Source organism: Streptomyces sp. NPDC002076, from assembly GCF_053593835.1.
The window spans coordinates 166,765-182,867 of sequence record NZ_JBSFDI010000001.1 but is presented as its reverse complement, the minus strand read 5'-3'; the positions used below and the strand labels follow the sequence as shown (position 1 = coordinate 182,867).

General features: G+C 70.8%; 17 protein-coding genes. 10 read left to right on the top strand and 7 right to left on the bottom strand.

Annotated features, from left to right (window positions below; all coding sequences use genetic code 11):
• Positions 1-134 precede the first annotated feature (134 nt).
• From ACWCQS_RS00840 to ACWCQS_RS00825, 4 genes are all read left to right on the top strand, one after another.
• The gene (locus ACWCQS_RS00840) at positions 135-719 is read left to right on the top strand and encodes a suppressor of fused domain protein (RefSeq protein ID WP_451002485.1); all 585 of its coding nucleotides are present in this window, start codon (positions 135-137) and stop codon (positions 717-719) included.
• Between the two features lie 229 nt (positions 720-948).
• Positions 949-1,590 (top strand): DUF6758 family protein, encoded by a 642-nt coding sequence (locus ACWCQS_RS00835; RefSeq protein ID WP_450981101.1) that lies wholly within the window; start codon positions 949-951, stop codon positions 1,588-1,590.
• A 188-nt stretch (positions 1,591-1,778) separates the two neighbouring features.
• The gene (locus tag ACWCQS_RS00830; RefSeq protein ID WP_451002484.1) at positions 1,779-2,636 is read left to right on the top strand and encodes a PHP domain-containing protein; all 858 of its coding nucleotides are present in this window, start codon (positions 1,779-1,781) and stop codon (positions 2,634-2,636) included.
• A gap of 63 nt (positions 2,637-2,699) precedes the next feature.
• Positions 2,700-3,305 carry a MarC family protein gene (locus tag ACWCQS_RS00825; RefSeq protein WP_451002483.1) on the top strand — a complete coding sequence of 202 codons (606 nt, stop codon included), beginning with the start codon at positions 2,700-2,702 and terminating at the stop codon, positions 3,303-3,305.
• 55 nt (positions 3,306-3,360) lie between these two features.
• Here ACWCQS_RS00825 and ACWCQS_RS00820 read toward each other — a convergent pair whose 3' ends face one another.
• Positions 3,361-3,513 (bottom strand): hypothetical protein, encoded by a 153-nt coding sequence (locus tag ACWCQS_RS00820; protein WP_194294011.1) that lies wholly within the window; start codon positions 3,511-3,513, stop codon positions 3,361-3,363.
• 207 nt (positions 3,514-3,720) lie between these two features.
• On the opposite strand from ACWCQS_RS00820, the gene ACWCQS_RS00815 reads away from it, so the two are divergent.
• A complete protein-coding gene (locus tag ACWCQS_RS00815) occupies positions 3,721-4,626 on the top strand; it encodes an NYN domain-containing protein (RefSeq protein WP_451002996.1) in 906 nt (301 codons plus the stop codon).
• On the opposite strand, the gene ACWCQS_RS00810 is transcribed toward ACWCQS_RS00815, so the two are convergent.
• Together ACWCQS_RS00810 and ACWCQS_RS00805 are read right to left on the bottom strand one after the other, a co-directional pair.
• Positions 4,623-5,504, bottom strand: a complete 882-nt coding sequence (locus ACWCQS_RS00810) for an alpha/beta fold hydrolase (protein WP_451002482.1) — start codon at positions 5,502-5,504, stop codon at positions 4,623-4,625. The two genes, ACWCQS_RS00815 and ACWCQS_RS00810, sit on opposite strands and share 4 nt — an antisense overlap.
• 153 nt (positions 5,505-5,657) lie before the next feature.
• Positions 5,658-7,997 carry a DEAD/DEAH box helicase gene (locus ACWCQS_RS00805; RefSeq protein WP_451002481.1) on the bottom strand — a complete coding sequence of 780 codons (2,340 nt, stop codon included), beginning with the start codon at positions 7,995-7,997 and terminating at the stop codon, positions 5,658-5,660.
• 406 nt (positions 7,998-8,403) lie between these two features.
• Here ACWCQS_RS00805 and ACWCQS_RS00800 point away from each other — a divergent pair, with 406 nt between their 5' ends.
• Positions 8,404-9,150 (top strand): ferritin-like fold-containing protein, encoded by a 747-nt coding sequence (locus ACWCQS_RS00800; protein ID WP_388620524.1) that lies wholly within the window; start codon positions 8,404-8,406, stop codon positions 9,148-9,150.
• A gap of 169 nt (positions 9,151-9,319) precedes the next feature.
• Here the strand turns inward: ACWCQS_RS00800 and ACWCQS_RS00795 are convergent, their stop codons facing one another.
• The 4 genes from ACWCQS_RS00795 to ACWCQS_RS00780 form a co-directional block, all read right to left on the bottom strand.
• Positions 9,320-9,589, bottom strand: a complete 270-nt coding sequence (locus ACWCQS_RS00795; protein WP_388620527.1) for a hypothetical protein — start codon at positions 9,587-9,589, stop codon at positions 9,320-9,322.
• Between the two features lie 170 nt (positions 9,590-9,759).
• Entirely contained in the window at positions 9,760-9,987 is a 228-nt protein-coding gene (locus ACWCQS_RS00790; RefSeq protein ID WP_450981106.1) for a DUF3107 domain-containing protein, read from the bottom strand.
• 134 nt (positions 9,988-10,121) lie between these two features.
• Complete coding sequence (locus ACWCQS_RS00785) at positions 10,122-10,763, bottom strand: TetR/AcrR family transcriptional regulator (protein ID WP_132853227.1); 642 nt, start codon at positions 10,761-10,763, stop codon at positions 10,122-10,124.
• Between the two features lie 177 nt (positions 10,764-10,940).
• Positions 10,941-11,165, bottom strand: a complete 225-nt coding sequence (locus ACWCQS_RS00780) for a hypothetical protein (RefSeq protein WP_388620533.1) — start codon at positions 11,163-11,165, stop codon at positions 10,941-10,943.
• 256 nt (positions 11,166-11,421) lie between these two features.
• Here ACWCQS_RS00780 and ACWCQS_RS00775 point away from each other — a divergent pair, with 256 nt between their 5' ends.
• The 4 genes from ACWCQS_RS00775 to ACWCQS_RS00760 all read left to right on the top strand — a co-directional run bounded on the left by ACWCQS_RS00775 (position 11,422) and on the right by ACWCQS_RS00760 (position 16,102).
• A complete protein-coding gene (locus tag ACWCQS_RS00775) occupies positions 11,422-12,405 on the top strand; it encodes an alpha/beta fold hydrolase (RefSeq protein ID WP_451002480.1) in 984 nt (327 codons plus the stop codon).
• 7 nt (positions 12,406-12,412) lie between these two features.
• Complete coding sequence (locus ACWCQS_RS00770) at positions 12,413-14,062, top strand: DUF3152 domain-containing protein (RefSeq protein ID WP_451002479.1); 1,650 nt, start codon at positions 12,413-12,415, stop codon at positions 14,060-14,062.
• Between the two features lie 56 nt (positions 14,063-14,118).
• The gene (locus ACWCQS_RS00765) at positions 14,119-14,214 is read left to right on the top strand and encodes an Ms4533A family Cys-rich leader peptide (RefSeq protein ID WP_351024127.1); all 96 of its coding nucleotides are present in this window, start codon (positions 14,119-14,121) and stop codon (positions 14,212-14,214) included.
• A 169-nt stretch (positions 14,215-14,383) separates the two neighbouring features.
• Entirely contained in the window at positions 14,384-16,102 is a 1,719-nt protein-coding gene (locus tag ACWCQS_RS00760; protein ID WP_451002478.1) for an ABC transporter substrate-binding protein, read from the top strand.
• The last annotated feature ends 1 nt before the right edge of the window (position 16,103 follow it).

The following is a 16,103-nucleotide window of genomic DNA, read 5'->3' as shown; positions in this document are numbered from 1 at the left end:
AGGGAGTCTCATCGGCGTCGGGACTCGATAGCGACGCTTCTGCGTGCTGTCCCGAACCACCGGCTCAGCGTAGCAGCCGCCCGATGTGTCAAGGCGCAGCTTTGCCCGCTACTGACGAGTTCTATGCTCACGGCATGGTTGATGTTCTTCCTCTGGTCGAAGCACGGTTGACCACCGCGCTGGGCGAGCCGGACGCGCGCGCCGCCGTCACCTTCCTCGGCACGGACCGCATCGAGGTGCTCCGGTTCCAGGAGGGGGACGTCGTGCGGTACGCCACCCTCGGCATGTCCGCGCACCCCATGACCGACCCCACGGCGATGCTGGCCGACCCGGTCAAGGGCCCCCGCGCCGAGCTGGTCCTGTCCGTCCGCGCGGGCCTCGCCGACACCGACAAGGTGCTCCGGCCGCTGGCCGTGCTGGCCGCGTCCCCGCAGGTGGAGGGCCTGGTCGTGACCCCGGGTGCCTCCCTGGACGTCGGTGACCCGCTGTGGCCCGGCGCCCCCTTCACCTCGGTCCTGGTGGGTGAGCCCGGCGGCCTGGTCGAGGACCTGGAGCTGGACGACCCGATGGAGCCCGTACGGTTCCTGCCGCTGCTGCCGATGACCCCGAACGAGGCGGCCTGGAAGCGGGTGCACGGCGCCCAGGCCCTCCAGGAGCGATGGCTCGCGAACGGGACGGATCTGAGGGATCCCGCACGCAGGTCGGTCCCGCTCGACTGATCCGGAAGTGACCGATCTCACCAACGCAGGGCTGGACTCGGCCAGTTGGCAAAGACGGTGACGCCGTCCGCGGTGTCGTGCGGCCCTGCGCGGCCGATGGCGGGATCGAGCCGACCGGGCCGATGCCCAGGAATGCGACCGCACAGGTGATCGATGTAGATGGCATCGAGTTTGCCGGACGGGTGATCGTCCTTGACGTGGGCGTTCGGGGGTAGGACCGTGGAGCCCTATGAGGGGCGAACCCAGTTGCCCGAGGTGCGGTGGCCGGGTCAGGGCGCCCGGTCTCTTCGCCGATGCGTGGCAGTGCGATGTGCACGGCACGGTGTATCCGCTGCAGCCCGTGATCCCGCCCAGTGTCGAAGCCCTCAGTGCCGTCGTGCACCGCACACACGTGCCGTTGTGGATGCCCTGGCCGCTGCCCGTCGGCTGGCTCTTCACGGGCGTGGCCTACGCGGGTGACGACCGCAGCGGTGGCCGCGCGACCGCCGTCGCCTGCTCCGGACCCGGCCCGCTCGGCGGCCCGGCGGAACTCATCCTGGTCGCCGAGGAGCTCGGCGTCGGCCTCGGCGCGCGGTACGCGGGCATCGACGGCCCGGACCCGGGGTCGTACATGAACGTCGAGAAGCCGCCCCAGGCCAAGGTGCTGGCCGTCGGTCGCCCGACCCCGCTCTGGCACGTCTACCGCACCCCCGACGACCGCGCCGTCTTCGCCGGTGAGGCCCTCGGCATGTGGCTGTGGGCGGTGATGTGGCCGGAGCAGGCGGGCCTGCTCATGTACGACGAGCTGGTGCTGACCGATCTGCGGGACGCGGGGGCGGAGCTGGATCTGGTGCCCTTCGGAGCGTTGTCGCCGCGCTTGCTTCGGCCGTAGCGCCCACTGGGGTGCCGGGTGCTGTCTGATGGCGGCTGCGGGTTGTGGTGGGTTGCCCGCGCAGTTGCCCGCGCCCCATTCAGGTTGGCTGCCGTAGGGGGCGCTGAACGGTTGCGGGTGTGACAGTGGGCTTGAAAACCCCGGTATCCTTAGGTGTCCCCTTCCGTCCGTCACCGCCTGGAGTCTGCGTGCGTATCGATCTGCACTGTCACTCCACGGCCTCCGACGGTACGGACACCCCGGCCGAGCTGGTGCGCAATGCCGCCGCTGCCGGGCTGGACGTCGTCGCGCTGACCGACCATGACACCACCCGTGGGTACGCCGAGGCGATCGCCGCGCTGCCCGAGGGGCTCACCCTGGTCACCGGGGCCGAGCTGTCCTGCCGGATCGACGGTATCTCGATGCACATGCTGGCCTATCTCTTCGACCCCGAGGAGGCCGCGCTGCTCGCCGAGCGCGAGCTGGTGCGGGACGACCGGGTGCCGCGGGCCAAGGGCATGATCGCCAAGCTCAACGGGTTGGGCGTGCCGGTCACCTGGGAGCAGGTCGAGCGGATCGCGGCCGGCGGTTCGGTGGGGCGCCCGCATGTCGCGACGGCGCTGGTCGAGCTGGGCGTCGTACCGACGGTGAGCGACGCGTTCACCGAGGAGTGGCTGGCCGACGGCGGGCGGGCCTTCGTGGAGAAGCACGAGACCGACCCCTTCGAGGCGATCCGGCTGGTCAAGAACGCGGGCGGGGTCTGTGTGTTCGCGCACCCGGCCGCGGCCAAGCGCGGTCGTACGGTCCCGGAGGCGCGGATCGCGGAGCTGGCCGAGGCCGGTCTGGACGGCATCGAGGTCGACCACATGGACCACGACGCCGACGCGCGCGACCGGCTGCGGGGCCTGGCGAAGGACCTGGATCTGCTGGTCACGGGCTCCTCGGACTACCACGGCAGCCGCAAGACCGTGGCGCTGGGCGCGTACGCGACCGACCCCGAGGTGTACGGCGAGATCACGAGGCGGGCCACCGGGGCGTTTCCCGTGCCGGGGACCGGCGGGGCCTGAGGCCGTCAGCGGCCCTCGCGCGCCCCTAGTTCACCCTTTTCCAGCAAGGCCAGTACTTCCCCCATGTTCGACATCGCCGTCTTCGGCTCCCTGTTTCTGACCCTTTTTGTCATCATGGATCCCCCAGGGATCACCCCGATCTTCCTCGCCCTCACCGCCGGCCGTCCGGCCAAGGTGCAGAAGCGGATGGCCTTCCAGGCCGTGTGCGTGGCGGGCGGGGTCATCGCCACCTTCGGTGTCCTGGGCCACCAGATCCTCGACTACCTGCACGTCTCCGTCCCCGCGCTGATGATCGCGGGCGGACTGCTGCTTCTGCTGATCGCACTGGACCTGCTCACCGGCAAGACCGACGAGCCGAAGCAGACCAAGGACGTGAACGTGGCGCTCGTACCGCTGGGCATGCCGCTGCTGGCCGGGCCCGGTGCGATCGTGTCCGTGATCCTTGCCGTGCAGAAGGCCGACAGCGTGGCCACGCAGGTATCGGTGTGGAGCGCGATCCTCGCGATCCATGTCGTGCTGTGGCTGGTGATGCGTTACTCGCTGCTGATCATCCGGGTCATCAAGGACGGCGGTGTCGTGCTGGTGACGCGGCTCGCGGGCATGATGCTCTCCGCGATCGCCGTCCAGCAGATCATCAACGGGATCACTCAGGTCATCCGGGGGAGCTGAGCCCTCGTCGGCTCGGCTCCCCCGGAAAGCTTGAGTGGCGCGCAGCGCGTGAGCGTTACGAGGCCTGGGTGTCGGCCGGGCGGATCCACAGGCGCTGTCCGATGGCGGCGGCCTGCTGAACGATCCGGTTGACGGAGGCGGCGTCCACGACGGTGCTGTCCACGGTCGTGCCGTCGACCTCGTCGAGTCGCATGATTTCGAAGCGCATGGCTTCTCCCTTCGTCTGGTCATCCTCCTGCGGAGAACTACTTGGCGGGCCGGAAGTGTCTTCCGGCCTCGTGAGTAGTCAACGTGCTTCTTGTTACAAACATTCCCTACGCTAAAGAAATTTTTCGAACGGCTAATTACCGACCGGTAAGTAGAGGGTGCGGGACTGATCGGGAGCGGTTGTGTTCGCAGCGTGACCACCGGGACAATGGAGGCGATGAACGACGACCTGGCGGCCCTGGGCGCCCGCATCGACCGCACGAACGAGCTGCTGGAACGCATGCTCGCCGAGGTGGCGAAGACGCCCTCCACCCACGCGATCTTCGTCGACGCGGGCTATCTGTACGCGGCCGCGGGCCGGCTGGTCGCCGGGACCGAGGACCGCCGGGCCTTCGACCTCGACGCCGAGGGCCTGATCGAGGCCCTCATCGACCGGGCCCGCCAGGTCTTCGCGGACAGCCGCCTGCTGCGTGTGTACTGGTACGACGGCGCCCGCCGGCGCATCCACACCGCCGAGCAGCAGTCCATCGCCGAACTCCCCGACGTCAAGGTCCGGCTCGGCAACCTCAACGCCAACAACCAGCAGAAGGGCGTCGATTCCCTGATCCGCAGCGACCTCGAATCACTGGCGAGGCATCGCGCGATCAGCGACGCTGCCCTGCTCGGCGGTGACGAGGACCTGGTCTCGGCGGTCGAGGCGGCGCAGGGCTACGGCGCTCGCGTCCACCTGTGGGGCATCGAGGCCCCCGAGGGCCGCAACCAGGCGGAACCCCTCCTCTGGGAGGTCGACAGCCAACGCACCCTCGACCTGGAGTTCTTCAAGCCGTACGTCTCCCGCCGCACGGCCGCCGCGTACGACGCCACCGCCGGCACCCGCCCCACCCGCGAGGACGTCCGCTTCGTCGGCGCCCAGATCGCCGCGAAGTGGCTCGTCTCCCGAGGCCGCGAGGCCCTGGTCGAGTTGCTCCCCGGCCACCCCTACCTCCCCGGCTCCGTCGACCAGGACCTGCTGGTCGAGGCCGAGGGCCTGCTCCAGTACTCCCTGCGCGGCCAGGCGGACCTGCGCCGCGCCCTCAGGGACGGGTTCTGGGAGCATCTGCAGACGCAGTACTAGCCCTGCCCGGCGGTGCTGTCCCAGAAGTCGGCGATCGCGCGGGCCGTGGCGAGGGGCTGGTCGGTGTTGGGGGAGTGCTCGGCGTTCTCGATCACCGTCCGCCGTGCGTTCAGCCGTGCTGCCATGTCGTCCAGCAGGTGCAGCGGCCAGGTGTCGTCCCACGCGCCGGACAGGACGTGGAACGGCAGCGGCAGCGCGGCCAGTTCCGTGACGCGGTCCGGTTCCGCGCACAACTGGCGTCCGGTGGCGATGAGTTGGGCGGGCTTGGTGCCCAGCCAGCGGCGCTGCAGGTCGTCCCGGTCGTCGAGGCCGCCGTCGAGCGCCGCCGTCTCGGTCTCCTCGGGCGTCTCCATCGCCCGCATTGCGTCCCACACCTGGCCCATGGTCATCACCGCGAGCGCGTCCCGCAGCAGCTTCACGCGTTGCTGCTGGGGTTCCGAGATCTGCGCGGGGCCGGAGGCCATGAGGGTGAGCGACCGGAAGGGTGCGTGGTCGAGCAGTACGGCCGCGCGCGAGATCAGCCCGCCGAGGGAGTGCCCCAGCAGATGCACCGGCTCCCCGAGCGCCTCCGCCTGCGCCAGCACGTCCCGCGCCAACTCCTGCTGCGCATAAGCCGATTCGTCGGTGTCGGGTCCGTCCGACTCGTACTGCCCGCGCCCGTCGACGGCCACGGTCCGGTACCCGCGCCGCGCGAGCGGCACGTGCAGCGGGTTGAAGTCCTCCTTGCTCCCGGTGAACCCCGGCAGCAACAGCGCCACCCCTCGGGGCTCGACCCCGTCGGCCACGGGAGCGTCGACGACGGCGAATTCCCCGCGCGCGGTCCGCAGCGAGTACGCACGGGCACCGGGAGGCGGGACGAAGGTGGCGGGCCTGCTCATGGGGAGAGGCTACCGGGCGCGGCGCCGCGCGCTGTGCTGCGGCTGGGCGGGAGCGTCTCGGAGGGGCGCAGGCGCAGACCGCGGCGCGGCATCCGGGAAAGGCGACGGCCCGGTCCTCATCAGGGACCGGGCCGTCGTTTGTCGTGCGCCGGATCAGCCCTCGGCGACCTCGACGGCCGCCGTGGCCTTACGGGTACGGCGACGCGGCTTGGCCTCCGGCGCCGGCTCCTCGGTGGCCTGCGTCGGAATCTCCGCGGCGACCGCCTTGGCGACGGCCTTGCGGGTCCGGCGGACCTTCGGCGTGGCCGCCTCGGCGTCTCCGTCCGCCTCGACGACGGTAGCGGCCGTCTTGCGGGTGCGGCGGGGCTTGGCCTCGGCTTCGGGTGCCTCGGTCGTCTCCGGTGCGGCGGCCTTCTTGCGGGTGCGGCGGGGCTTGGCCTCCGCGGCCTCGGCCGTGTCCACGGCGGCCTCGGCCTCCGCGGCCTCGGTCGTCTCCGGTGCGGCGGCGGCCTTCTTGCGGGTGCGGCGCGGCTTGGGCTCCGCCTCCGTGTCCGCCGGTGCTGCCTCGGCCGGTGCCGCCTCGGCGACGGCGGCGGCCGTCTTCCGGGTGCGGCGCGGCTTCGCTTCCGTGCCCTCGGCCGCGGCGGCGGCCGTCTCGGCGGCGGGCTCGGCCGTCTTGCGCGTACGGCGGCGCGGCTTGGCCTCCGGGGCCTCCACGGAGGCGGCCTCGGCCTGCGGCTCGGCGGCCACAGGTGCCGTCTCCGCCGCCGGCGCGGTGGTCTCGGGCGCCGTCTCGGTCACGGCCGGCTCCGCCGACTTGCGGGTGCGGCGGCGGCGCGGCTTCTCCGGGACCTCCGGGACCTCAGGGGTCTCCAGCCGGGCCGGGCCCTCCGCCGTGTCCACCGACTCGACAGCGGCCTCGGTGGCCGTCACCTGCTGCGCCGGTGCCCCGCCGCGCGTACGGCGACGGCGGCGCAGGGTGCGGGGAGCGCTGGACTCCTCCACACCGGCGGCCTCCGGGGCGCCCGACTCGGACGCCGGCACCGAGGTGGCCGCGGTGGCGTCGAGCGGCGCTCCGCCACGGGTGCGGCGGCGACGGCGCGCCGCACGGTCCGTGCGCTCGCGCTCGGTGGTGCCGGCCTCGGGACGGCTGTCACGCTCGCCCCGGCCACCACGGCCGCGGCCGCGAGCGCCACGCCCGCCGGTCTCGCCGAGATCCTCCAGCTCCTCCGCGTCGAGACCCGCACGGGTCCGCTCCGAGCGCGGCAGGACGCCCTTGGTGCCCGCGGGGATGCCGAGGTCGGAGAACAGGTGCGGGGACGAGGAGTACGTCTCCACCGGGTCGTTGAAGTCCAGCTCCAGCGCCTTGTTGATCAGCTGCCAGCGCGGGATCTCGTCCCAGTCGACGAACGTGATCGCCGTACCCTTGGCGCCCGCGCGGCCCGTACGGCCGATGCGGTGCAGGTACGTCTTCTCGTCCTCGGGGGTCTGGTAGTTGATGACGTGGGTCACGCCCTCGACGTCGATGCCGCGCGCGGCGACGTCGGTGCAGACCAGGACGTCGACCTTGCCGTTGCGGAAGGCGCGCAGCGCCTGCTCGCGGGCGCCCTGGCCGAGGTCGCCGTGGACGGCGCCGGAGGCGAACCCGCGGCGCTGCAACTGCTCGGCGATGTCGGCGGCCGTGCGCTTGGTGCGGCAGAAGATCATCGCCAGCCCGCGGCCCTCGGCCTGCAGGATGCGGGCGACCATCTCCGGCTTGTCCATGGAGTGACCGCGGTAGACGAACTGCTTGATGTTCGCGACCGTCGCGCCCTCGTCGTCCGGCGCGGTGGCGCGGATGTGCGTGGGCCGCGACATGTAGCGGCGCGCGAGGCCGATGACCGCGCCCGGCATGGTCGCCGAGAACAGCATGGTCTGGCGCTTGACCGGCAGCATGTCGATGATCTTCTCGACGTCGGGCAGGAAGCCCAGGTCGAGCATCTCGTCGGCCTCGTCGAGGACCAGGCACTTCACGTGCTTGAGGTTCAGCTTCTTCTGGCCCGCGAGGTCGAGCAGCCGGCCCGGGGTGCCGACGACCACGTCGACGCCCTTCTTCAGGGCCTCCACCTGGGGCTCGTAGGCCCGGCCGCCGTAGATCGCCACCACGCGTACGTTACGGACCTTGCCCGCGGTCAGCAGGTCGTTGGTGACCTGGGTGCACAGCTCGCGCGTGGGGACGACGACGAGCGCCTGCGGGGCGTCGGTGAGGGCCTCGGGGGCGGCGCGTCCGGCCTCGACGTCGGCGGGGACGGTGACGCGCTCGAGGAGCGGAAGACCGAAGCCCAGCGTCTTGCCGGTGCCGGTCTTGGCCTGGCCGATGACGTCCGTGCCGGAAAGGGCGACGGGGAGCGTCATCTCCTGGATGGGGAAGGGAGTGATGATGCCGACGGCCTCCAGGGCCTCGGCGGTCTCGGGGAGAATCCCAAGGTCTCGAAACGTCGTAGTCAGGGTCATGCCTCTTCTGTGTGCGCGGCGCGAGGCGAGCGCGGGGGTCATGTGCGACCGTGCCGGGGACGTCGGCTGCCGGACGGGCGAGCCACTCAAGGCAAGCCGTAAGGCACGGGACCTCTGCCGACGCTCTAGCGCTCGTACCGCTGAGGGTGTCCCTCCGGTCGTCGTACGTACTGTTCCGTACGGCCAGGGAGGGCTGTCGGGTCGGAGCCGATCGGGCCACCGACCGGGCATCCTCATGCATGCAGCCTGTTCGGAGACGTCGAACACCGTCGACGCACTCTGGCAGGCGCATTACCACCATACCCCGGATTCGCGCACATGCGATGGCCGATTTGGTCACGTCATGGTCGTCACACTGATCGGCAACGACCTTCCGGTGCCGCGCGAGCGGGCTATTGTGCGCCTCATGACTAGCTCTGACAAGCCTGAGAACGCGTCCGCCGCCTCCGCCGAACCCACCGGTGTCGCCGCCCAGGACTGGGCGCAGGCCTCCGCCGACCCGCAGTACCGCGCCGCCGTCGTGGACCTGCTCGGCGCGCTCGCGTACGGGGAGCTTGCGGCGTTCGAGCGGCTCGCGGAGGACGCGAAGCTCGCGCCGACCCTCGCGGACAAGGCGGAGCTGGCGAAGATGGCCTCGGCCGAGTTCCACCACTTCGAGCGGCTGCGGAACCGGCTGACCGAGATCGGCGAGGAGCCGACGGCGGCGATGGACCCGTTCGTCGCCGCACTCGACGGCTTCCACCGGCAGACCGCGCCCTCGGACTGGCTGGAGGGCCTGGTCAAGGCCTACGTCGGCGACTCGATCGCAAGCGACTTCTACCGGGAGGTCGCCGCCCGTCTGGATTCGGACACGCGCGAACTCGTCCTCGCCGTGCTCGACGACACCGGGCACGCCGGGTTCGCGGTGGAGAAGGTGCGGGCCGCCATCGACGCGGACCCGAGGGTCGGGGGCCGGCTGGCGCTGTGGGCGCGGCGGCTGATGGGCGAGGCGCTGTCGCAGTCCCAGCGGGTGGTCGCCGACCGGGACGCGCTGTCCACGATGCTCGTGGGCGGGGTTGCCGACGGGTTCGACCTCGCGGAGGTCGGGAGGATGTTCTCGCGGATCACCGAGGCGCACACGAAGCGGATGGCTGCGCTGGGCCTCGCGGCCTGAGAGCCGGTGCGCTCTGTCCGCTGAGCTCTGTGGGGGTGGGTGCGGTGCGTTGCGCGGCTGCGGGTGGGGTGTGGTTGCTCGCGCCCCGCGGCGGAGCCGCACATCAAAAACAGCCCCGCGCCCCTTCGGGGGCGCTGCACCCTCCGCGTCCCTGACGGCTCGGCTTTGGCTACGCCGTCAATGATCGTCGGCGCAGGCGGCCTGACGGGCGCAGAAGCAGCGACAGGGATGCCGCCGAGATGATCGCGGCACCCAGGAGGCTCAGCCAGGCGGCGCCGGGGCCGAGGGCGGTGTGGGTGACGAAGTCGCCGAAGAGGGCGCCGGCGATGCCCGTGGAGAACACCATGGGGCGGGCCGGCAGGCGGTGGGACAGACGGTGTGCCGCCGCCCAGGAGAGGATCAGACCGAGCACTGCGGACGCGAGTGCTTCCAGGATCATGTCGGGGTTCCTCCCACGGCCGGCCTGCCCACATGCGGTCGTAGCTGGTCATACCCGTGACCTGCGGAGTGCAATCATCCGCTGTGGCGGAGTTGTGCTCCGACCGTGCGCCCCGAACATGCGGAAGGGCCCGGCGGCACACGGCCGCCGGGCCCCTCTCGTGACGTCGCCTACAGCGCGCCGAAGCCCACCTTGCGCACGGTCGGCTCGCCGATCTCCACGTACGCCAGGCGGTCCGTCGGCACCAGGACCTTGCGGCCCTTCTCGTCCTGGAGGGTCAGCAGCTGCGTCTTTCCGGCCAGCGCGTCACTCACCAGGCGCTCGACCTCCTCGACGCTCTGACCGCTCTCCAGAACGATCTCGCGGGGCGCGTACTGCACGCCGATCTTGACCTCCACGGCTATGTCCCTCCGACGGTCAGTGATGTGCGCGATCTTCCGCGCCGTACCCAGCACACATTAGCCCGGTGAGAGGACCCGCACGCCGCGGGCCGGAACGCCGTCAGCGAACAGCGCACGGGAACAAACGGCCGTCAGTGGTGTTCGGTGCCGTGCAGCGGGAAGCCGGCGATGCCCCGCCAGGCCAGCGAGGTCAGCAGCTGCACCGCCTGGTCGCGCGGCACGCTGCGGTCGCTGTGCAGCCAGGAGCGGGCCACCACCTGGGCGAGGCCGCCGAGGCCGGAGGCAAGCAGCATCGACTCCGCGCGCGACAGTCCCGTGTCCTCGGCGATGACGTCGCAGATCGCCTCGGCGCAGTCGTTGGTGACCTTGTCGACGCGCTCGCGGACCGCGGGCTCGTTCGTCAGGTCCGACTCGAAGACCAGCCGGAAGGCGCCGCCGTCGTCCTCGACGTAGGCGAAGTAGGCGTCCATGGTCGCCCGGACCCGCTGCTTGTTGTCGGTCGTCGACGCCAGCGCGTTGCGCACGGACTGGATCAGCGACTCGCAGTGCTGGTCCAGCAGGGCGAGGTAGAGGTCGAGCTTGCCGGGAAAGTGCTGGTAGAGCACCGGCTTGCTCACGCCGGCCCGCTCGGCGATGTCGTCCATCGCCGCCGCGTGGTACCCCTGCGCGACGAAAACCTCCTGGGCGGCGCCCAGCAGCTGGTTCCGTCGGGCTCGACGTGGCAGACGGGTGCCACGCGGGCGTGCCGCCTCAGTTTGCTCGATGGCTGTCACGCCGCCTCCCAAAGTCGTCCATTTCGCGGTGTCAGCCGCGCGGCCATCGTACTTTTCGGTAACCGTGGTGTGCGCGGTGCGAGCGCAGAATTTCACGTACCGGACGGCGGCGAAAGCTGCAGTCGGGCTCCGTGCGAGCTGCAGCGGGCGTCTCGTGCGGCCGCGGGGTCGGCGAGGTCAGCGGTAGTCGTCCTCGTCGAGTGAGACCACACGCGCCTGTTCGACCAGATCGGCCTCGTTCGCGCGGGCCGGATCCACGCCCGTCAGGGGGTCGTCACGGTCCGGCTTGACGTCGGCGTGCTGCTCGGCGGCGTCCACCTCGTTGGCTTCGACGTCGATCTCCGGGACCGCGTCGGCCTCCAGATCCTCGATCGTGTCGGGTTCGGTGGGGTCATAGGCCATGGTGGGCTCCCTTCCTACGAACGTCCCTGGAAACAGCAGGGGCCACATACGGGTGCCCTCTGTACGAGCCTATGAGACGCCGGAACCGGATGCCATGCCGTCTCGCCCGTTCGCAGCGGACCTGTTCGTATCCGGTTGAGATCCGCTTGAGATCCGGTTGGGATCCGGGTGCGGTTCCGCTTCACCCGTCACTCGCGGGTCGCTCTGTGACGGCGAACACATGAACCACGACGTGATCACCTCGTAACATTGCCGCATGTCTTCGACCGAGTCGCCGTCCGTGCCGGCCGCCAGTGTTCTTCCGCGGGTGGCGCCCGTCCGGGTCGGCGAGGGCGAGCGGGTGCGGTCCGTGGGACTGTCCGGGGTCACCCTGTCGATCCGGTCCCGCCGTCCCGCGCGCGAGGGCCTGCCGCCCGCGCTGTACGTTCACGGGCTCGGCGGTTCCTCGCAGAACTGGTCGGCGCTCATGGCCGAGCTGGACGGCGTCGTCGACAGCGAGGCGGTCGACCTGCCGGGCTTCGGCGACTCACCGCCCCCGGACGACGGGAACTACTCCGTCACCGGGCACGCGCGTGCGGTGATCCGCTATCTCGACGCGGCCGGCCGCGGCCCGGTGCACCTGTTCGGCAACTCGCTCGGCGGCGCGGTCGCCACGCGCGTGGCCGCCGTACGCCCGGACCTCGTCCGTACGCTCACGCTCGTGTCCCCGGCCCTGCCGGAGCTGCGCATCCAGCGCACCGCGGCGCCGACCGCGCTGCTCGGGGTGCCCGGTGTCGCCGCCCTGTTCACCCGGTTCACCAAGGAGTGGACGGCCGAGCAGCGGGTGCGCGGGGTCCTGGCGCTCTGCTACGGCGACCCCGGGCGGGTGTCGCCCGAGGCGTTCCAGCACGCCGTGGAGGAGCTGGAGCGACGGCTGCAGCTGCCGTACTTCTGGGACGCGATGGCCCGCTCCGCGCGCGGGATCGTCAACGCCTACACGCTCGGCGGACAGCACGGGCTGTGGCGCCAGGCCGAGCGGGTGCTCGCGCCGACCCTGCTGATCTACGGCGGCCGTGACCAGCTGGTCGGCTTCCGCATGGCTCACCGGGCCGCCCGCGCCTTCCGCGACTCGCGCCTGCTGTCCCTGCCGGACGCCGGGCACGTGGCGATGATGGAGTACCCGGACGTGGTGGCCACGGCGTTCCGGGAACTCCTCGCGGCGACCGGGGACACCGGCACCGACTCGGGCACGGGGAGCTGAGGCCGGCGTGGGACGCCACAGCCGCCGCGGCCCGTCCCCGAAGGACGACTCCGCGGACGTACCCGCCGCCGGGCGGACGACCGGCTCCCGAGACGGGCAGCCCCTGCTACCGGGCCAGCGACAGGCACCGCCAGCCACCACCGGGTCCCCACAGACCTTCCCGCCCGGCACTCCTACGGGCGGCGTCCAGAACTTCCGCGACGGCACGCCGGCGCGCGGGATTCCTGGGCTTTCCGACGGCACGCCTGCGCGTGGGGTTCCGAGGCTTACCGACGGCGGTCCCGCCCATGGTGTTCCGGGGTTCCCGGGCGGCACGCCGGCCCAGGGTGTGCCGCGTTTCGGTGAGGGAACCCCGGCGCACGGTGTGCCTCGCCTTCCCGACGGGACGCCCGCGCGCGGTGTGCCAAGGCTTCCTTATGGCACGCCTGCGCCTGGTGTTCCGAGGCTTCCCGACGGCACCCCCGTGCACGGCATGCCCCGCCTTCCCGACGGCACCCCCGCGCACGGTGTCCCCCGTCTTCGTGAGGGCGGTCCGGCTGCTCGGGGTGGGCACCCCGAGCAGCGGGAAGCCGGTGGTGGTTGGGGCGAGTTCGCGGGGGCTGCCGGTCCCGGTGTCGTGGTTCCGAGGCAGCGGCCGGCTGGTCCGGGGGCCGGGGCCGGGCCCCGGCAGGAGTACCTCGACGCCTTCGCCGACGGGCGCGGCGGCGTCGGCCTCGACGACGACATCGACGTCTTCACGCCCCGCACGGGGAAGCCTCGCCCCGCCGAGGGGCACCCGGCCGACGCGCTGGAGGCAGACGGCGGTGACGCACCCCCGGCCGGCCCGCCCGCGCAGCCCTCCGTCGGCCTGCCGGCGCAGCGTCCCGGCGGCAAGGGGCGGGCCTTCACCGGAATCGCGGCGGCCGCCGTCACCACCGTGCTCGCGGTGATCGTTGCCGGCCAGGTCACCGGGTCGCAGCACCACGGCGGTGGACAGCCGAGCTCCGCCACCGACCAGGCCCGGGACGCACGCACCCCCGGCAGTGAGGCCCCGTCCGCCTCGCCCGGCACGGTCACACTGTCGTACGAACAGAAGATGGACCGGACGTACCCGCTCAGCGCCACGCTGAAGGGCTCCGGGAAGTTCGAGACCGTGCCCGGTTTCGCCAAGGCGCCCGGCACGGGGCAGAAGTACACCTACCGCGTGGACATCGAGCAGGGACTCGGACTGGACGGCGAACTGTTCGCCGAGGCCGTGCAGAAGACCCTGAACGACGACCGCAGTTGGGCCCACGACGGCGCCCGTACCTTCGAGCGGGTCTCCTCCGGCAAACCCGACTTCGTGATCACGCTGGCCAGCCCCGGTACGACCGCCAAGTGGTGCGCCAAGTCCGGGCTCGACACCACCGAGGACAACGTCTCCTGTGACTCCGCCGCCACCGAACGAGTGATGATCAACGCATACAGGTGGGCCCAGGGCAGCAAGACATATGGGGACAAAATCCACGCCTACCGGCAGATGTTGATCAATCATGAGGTCGGTCACCGGCTCGGCCACGGCCATGTGACGTGCCAGAAGGACGGCGAACTCGCCCCCGTCATGCAGCAGCAGACCAAGTTCCTCGACCATGACGGAATCCACTGTCTGCCCAACCCCTGGCCGTATCCCGGGAGTTGACGGGCGCCACTTATGTCACATTGACATGAGCCGCAAGGTCGTTCATATTTCTGCTCATGTGGTCTAGTCATGCCGTCCGTGAGAGCGCAGCCATCGAGCTGGCGCTCATCGGCGTGACCGCACTCTGCGTGGCCGACATCGACTGTCGCTGACGCCGCCACCCTGGCGTTCGCGTCGCGACCCTTTTCCCCTTTTCACGTCCGTGACTCAGTCACGGATTGAGTCACGGATTTTCGACGCCCCGACGCCGAGGCTGACGTCTGCCCGCAATCGTCTCACTCCTTGTCCTTCTGTCTCAATATTCGAGAGGTCGTCATTCCGATGCGTCAACCGTCCGTCATAGCGCGCCGCGTGGCAGCGGCATCCGTCAGCCTGGTCGTGGCAGCGGGCGCCGCCGCCTGCGGCCCGAAGGACAACGATGCCAAGGGCTCCGGTGGCGACTCCACGCCCCACAAGGGCGGCACCCTCACGGTGCTGAACTCCCAGCCGCAGACCGACTTCGACCCCGCGCGCCTCTACACCTCCGGCGGCGGAAACGTCCCTTCGCTGGTCTTCCGCACCCTCACCACGCGCAACCGCGAGAACGGCGCGGCCGGCGCCAAGGTCGTCCCCGACCTCGCCACCGACACCGGGCGCCCCAGCAAGAACGCGACCGTGTGGACGTACACCCTGAAGAAGGGCCTCAAGTACGAGGACGGCACCCCGATCACCTCGGCCGACATCAAGTACGGCATCGAGCGCTCCTTCGCCCCCGAGCTCTCCGGCGGCGCCCCCTACTTGAGGGACTGGCTGGTCGGCGCGGCCGACTACCAGGGGCCCTACAAGGACAAGAAGGGGCTCTCGGCGATCGAGACGCCTGACGCGCGGACCATCGTCTTCCACCTGAACAAGCCCGAGGGCGAGTTCCCGTTCCTCGCGACGCAGACGCAGTTCGCCCCGGTGCCCAAGCACAGGGACAACGGCACCAAGTACGAGGAGCACCCGATCTCGTCCGGCCCCTACCGGGTCGTCAAGAACGACAACGACGGCGAGCACCTGGTCCTGGAACGCAACAAGTACTGGTCGACAGCTGTCGACGACCAGCGCAAGGCCTACCCGGACACCATCGACGTCCGCTCCGGACTCGACTCCTCGGTGATCAACCAGCGGCTGTCCGCGTCTCAGGGTGCGGACGCCGCGGCGGTCACCACGGACACCAACCTCGGTCCCGCCGAGCTGGCCAAGGTCAGCGGCGACAAGGAACTGGCCGCGCGCGTCGGCACCGGCCACTTCGGCTACACGAACTACATCGCGTTCAACCCGACCGTGAAGCCCTTCGACAACCCCAAGGTGCGGCAGGCGATCGCCTACGCAGTCGACCGCTCCTCGGTGGTCAACGCGGCCGGCGGCAGCGCGCTCGCGGAGCCCGCCACCACCTTCCTACCGAACCAGAAGTCCTTCGGCTACACGCCGTACGACCCGTTCCCGGCCGGTGCGTCCGGCAACCCGGCCAAGGCCAAGGAACTGCTCGCCCAGGCCGGCTACAAGAACGGGCTCACCATCACGCTGACCCACTCCAACGCCAAGGACTTCGAGACCAGCCCGGAGATCGCGACCGCCGTCCAGGACGCGCTCAAGAAGGCCGGCATCACGGTCAAGCTGCAGGGCCTGGAGGACAACGACTACCGGGACACCATCCACAGCGTGAAGACCGAGCCCGGTTTCTTCCTCGCGCACTGGGGTGCCGACTGGCCCTCCGGCGGTCCCTTCCTCGCCCCGATCTTCGACGGCCGGCAGATCGTCAAGGACGGCGCGAACTTCAACACGGGCCTGCTCAACGACAAGTCGGTCAATGCCGAGATTGACGCGATCAACAAGTTGACCGACCTCGACGCCGCCGCCAAGCGGTGGGGCGCACTGGACAAGAAGATCGGCGAACAGGCCCTCGTCGTGCCGCTGTTCCACCCGGTCTACAAGCGTCTGTACGGCAAGGACGTCAAGAACATCGTCATCAGCGACTGGACCGGCGTGCTGGACATCTCCCAGGTCGCGGTGAAGTAGC

What these genes read in the sequence shown, in the direction of transcription:
- ACWCQS_RS00840 (WP_451002485.1), top strand. Translation starts at nt 135, where the DNA reads ATGGTTGATGTTCTTCCTCTGGTCGAAGCACGGTTGACCACCGCGCTG.
- ACWCQS_RS00835 (WP_450981101.1), top strand. Translation starts at nt 949, where the DNA reads ATGAGGGGCGAACCCAGTTGCCCGAGGTGCGGTGGCCGGGTCAGGGCG.
- ACWCQS_RS00825 (WP_451002483.1), top strand. Translation starts at nt 2,700, where the DNA reads ATGTTCGACATCGCCGTCTTCGGCTCCCTGTTTCTGACCCTTTTTGTC.
- ACWCQS_RS00820 (WP_194294011.1), bottom strand. Translation starts at nt 3,513, where the DNA reads ATGCGCTTCGAAATCATGCGACTCGACGAGGTCGACGGCACGACCGTG.
- ACWCQS_RS00815 (WP_451002996.1), top strand. Translation starts at nt 3,721, where the DNA reads ATGGAGGCGATGAACGACGACCTGGCGGCCCTGGGCGCCCGCATCGAC.
- ACWCQS_RS00810 (WP_451002482.1), bottom strand. Translation starts at nt 5,504, where the DNA reads ATGAGCAGGCCCGCCACCTTCGTCCCGCCTCCCGGTGCCCGTGCGTAC.
- ACWCQS_RS00805 (WP_451002481.1), bottom strand. Translation starts at nt 7,997, where the DNA reads ATGACCCTGACTACGACGTTTCGAGACCTTGGGATTCTCCCCGAGACC.
- ACWCQS_RS00800 (WP_388620524.1), top strand. Translation starts at nt 8,404, where the DNA reads ATGACTAGCTCTGACAAGCCTGAGAACGCGTCCGCCGCCTCCGCCGAA.
- ACWCQS_RS00795 (WP_388620527.1), bottom strand. Translation starts at nt 9,589, where the DNA reads ATGATCCTGGAAGCACTCGCGTCCGCAGTGCTCGGTCTGATCCTCTCC.
- ACWCQS_RS00780 (WP_388620533.1), bottom strand. Translation starts at nt 11,165, where the DNA reads ATGGCCTATGACCCCACCGAACCCGACACGATCGAGGATCTGGAGGCC.
- ACWCQS_RS00775 (WP_451002480.1), top strand. Translation starts at nt 11,422, where the DNA reads ATGTCTTCGACCGAGTCGCCGTCCGTGCCGGCCGCCAGTGTTCTTCCG.
- ACWCQS_RS00765 (WP_351024127.1), top strand. Translation starts at nt 14,119, where the DNA reads ATGTGGTCTAGTCATGCCGTCCGTGAGAGCGCAGCCATCGAGCTGGCG.
- ACWCQS_RS00760 (WP_451002478.1), top strand. Translation starts at nt 14,384, where the DNA reads ATGCGTCAACCGTCCGTCATAGCGCGCCGCGTGGCAGCGGCATCCGTC.